We start from the raw sequence: 2,472 nt of genomic DNA, 5'->3' as shown, positions 1-2,472 counted from the left end.
GTGAGGGTCAGGGCGAGGGTCGCGAGCTGGCGAGCGCTCGGGGCTAGGCGCCGGGGCTGGCGAGCGCTCGGGGTGCGCCTCCGGGGGCCGGGGGCTCGGGTGGTCAGGTCGTCGACCATGGGTGGCCTCACGTCGTCGTCGGGCGGGCGTTCGGTCGGGGTCCAGGCTAGGGGTCTCACGCGGGCGTCGCCGCCGCGGCGATGAGGGCCTCGAGGGGCAGCGGTCGGGAGAACAGGTAGCCCTGGACCGTGTCGCAACCTACCGCGGCCAGGGCGGCGAGCTGCTCCTCGGTCTCGACCCCCTCGACGGTGACCTTCATGTCGAGGTCGTGGGCGATCTGCACCAGGGCGCCCACCAGGCGCTGGGCCCGCGTCGAGGTCGCGATCTCGGTGACGAAGGACCGGTCCAGCTTGACCACGTCGAAGGGCAGGCGCACGAGGTAGGACAGGGAGGAGTAGCCGGTGCCGAAGTCGTCCAGGGCCAGGCCCAGCCCCGCGGCGTGGGCCTCGGTCAGGGCAGCGATCGCGGCCTCGGGGTCGACCAGCAGCAGGGACTCGGTCAGCTCGAGGACCACCGAGCGCGGCTCGAGCCCCGAGGACCGCAGCAGGTCGGCGGCCGAGCCGAGGAACAGGGGGTCGGTCAGCTGTTCGGCCGAGACGTTGACGTTGACCCGGGGCGTGAGGCCGGTGCGGGCGCGCAGCACCGCCAGGTCGGCGACGGCCCGCTCGAGGACCCAGGCACCGATCCGCCCGATCTGCCCGGACTCCTCGGCCAGCGGGATGAACTCCGAGGGTGGGACCACGCCGTCGGGGGTGTTCCACCGGACCAGCGCCTCGACCGTCGCCCAGCTGCGGTCGGCCACCCGCAGGATCGGCTGGTAGTGCACCTCGAGCTCGCCCCGCCCCGCGGCCCCCTCGAGCCGCTCGGCGAGCCGCGTGCGCAGGGCGAGCCGCTGGGTCGCGTCCTCGTCCCGCACCGCCACGCGGCCCGGTCCCTCACGCTTGGCCTGGTGCATCGCGTCGTCGGCGATCCGCAGCACCTGGTGACCGCGGATGCCGTCGGCCAGCGGACCGGTGGCGACCCCGATGCTCGCGCTCAGCGTCACCGGGACCGAGCAGACCGGCCAGGGGCGCGCGAGCTCGGTCTGCAGCCGGGAGACCAGGAGGCCGAGCCCGGCCGGGCCCTTGGCCTCGGCCCCGAGCAGGGCGAACTCGTCCCCGCCCAGGTGGAAGGCCCGCAGACCCTCGTAGCCCGCGAGGCGTGAGCCGATGGCCCGCAGCACGGCGTCCCCGGTCTCGGCGCCGCGGGCGTCGTTGATCGCGCGGAAGTCGTCGACGTCGAGCACCACGATGGTCATCGACGCCCCGGCGGCCTCGAGGCGGGTCATCTCCTGCTCGAGGCTGAGCCGGTTGGGCAGGCCGGTCAGGCGGTCGCGGTACACCGAGCGCTCGACCTCGTTGACGGGCAGCGGGCCCGTCGTGGTGGACGGGGTCGGCGGGCCGATGCGGGCGCGAGCGTCGTCGAGCAGGTCGGCGATCCGCGTGGCGCGGGGCCGCCGCGACGGTCCAGGCGTGTCGGCGGCGCTGGGCTGCTCGGGCGCCATGGCAGTGCCTCTCTCGGGACGGGCTGCTCATGTGATCGGCCGGAGGGCCCGCGGGATGAGCGCTCCGTGCACGGCGGTCCCGGTGCGGGGGTCCCGTTCGCGGCCCTGACCGGGCCCGCCCGTGGCGGCCGGCCCTGCGCGGAGGTGCGAGGCTGGGCCCATGGAGCCCCCCGCGAACGACTTCTCCTTCGACGACCTGCGCCGCTGGCCCGACGTCGAGTCCCGTGAGCTGGTGGCCGTCGACGCGACCGATCGTCTGCTGCTCGACGACGCCGCCGAGGCCCTCGCGGCCGCGCCGGCCGGCAGCGTCGTCGTGATCGAGGACCGCTACGGGGCCATCACCCTCGGTGCCGCTGCCCTGCACGGGCAGACCGGGCTGCGGGTGCACCAGGACGCCCGCAGCGGCCGACGCGCCCTCGAGGCGAACTCGGCCCGCGCGGGGCTCGACGAGGCCTGGACCTCGGTCGAGCTCGACCAGGCCGGGCTCGAGGGCGCGCGCGTGGTGCTCCTGCAGCTGCCGCGGGCCCTGGACTCCCTCGAGGAGACCGCCGCGCTCGTCGCCCGGTGGGCCCACCCCGAGGTGCAGGTCTTCGCCGGGGGGCGACTCAAGCACATGACCCGCTCGATGAACGAGGTGCTCGGCCGGTCCTTCGGCCAGGTCGAGGCCCGGCTCGCGCGGCAGAAGTCCAGAGTGCTGGTCGCGTCCCAGCCGCAGGCCCGGCCCGAGGGCAGCGCCGACGGTGCCGAGGGCACCGCAGGGGAGCCTGCGCCCCGGTGGCCGGCGCGCGAGCACCACGCCGACCTCGGCCTCACGGTCTGCGCCCACGGCGGGGTCTTCGCCCGGCCGCGCATCGACATCGGGACCAAGT

The 2,472-nt window shown here is 75.6% G+C and carries 1 protein-coding gene and 1 pseudogene; one reads left to right on the top strand and one right to left on the bottom strand.

All coding sequences use genetic code 11. From position 1 onward, the window contains the following. Positions 1–175 precede the first annotated feature (175 nt). Complete coding sequence (locus L0B03_RS16620) at positions 176–1,603, bottom strand: bifunctional diguanylate cyclase/phosphodiesterase (protein ID WP_250447941.1); 1,428 nt, start codon at positions 1,601–1,603, stop codon at positions 176–178. Between the two features lie 160 nt (positions 1,604–1,763). On the opposite strand from L0B03_RS16620, the pseudogene L0B03_RS16615 reads away from it, so the two are divergent. Next, positions 1,764–2,472, top strand: a pseudogene (locus L0B03_RS16615) (SAM-dependent methyltransferase); the annotation flags it as partial.

This window comes from Actinotalea sp. C106, from assembly GCF_023630195.1.
In the GTDB taxonomy this organism is placed as follows: Bacteria; Actinomycetota; Actinomycetes; order Actinomycetales; family Cellulomonadaceae; genus Actinotalea.
Note: the sequence above shows the minus strand (reverse complement) of the source record. Positions and strands in the feature narration are given on the sequence as shown.

Coding starts and splice junctions, on each gene's coding strand:
- L0B03_RS16620 (WP_250447941.1), bottom strand. CDS start 1,603: ATGGCGCCCGAGCAGCCCAGCGCCGCCGACACGCCTGGACCGTCGCGG.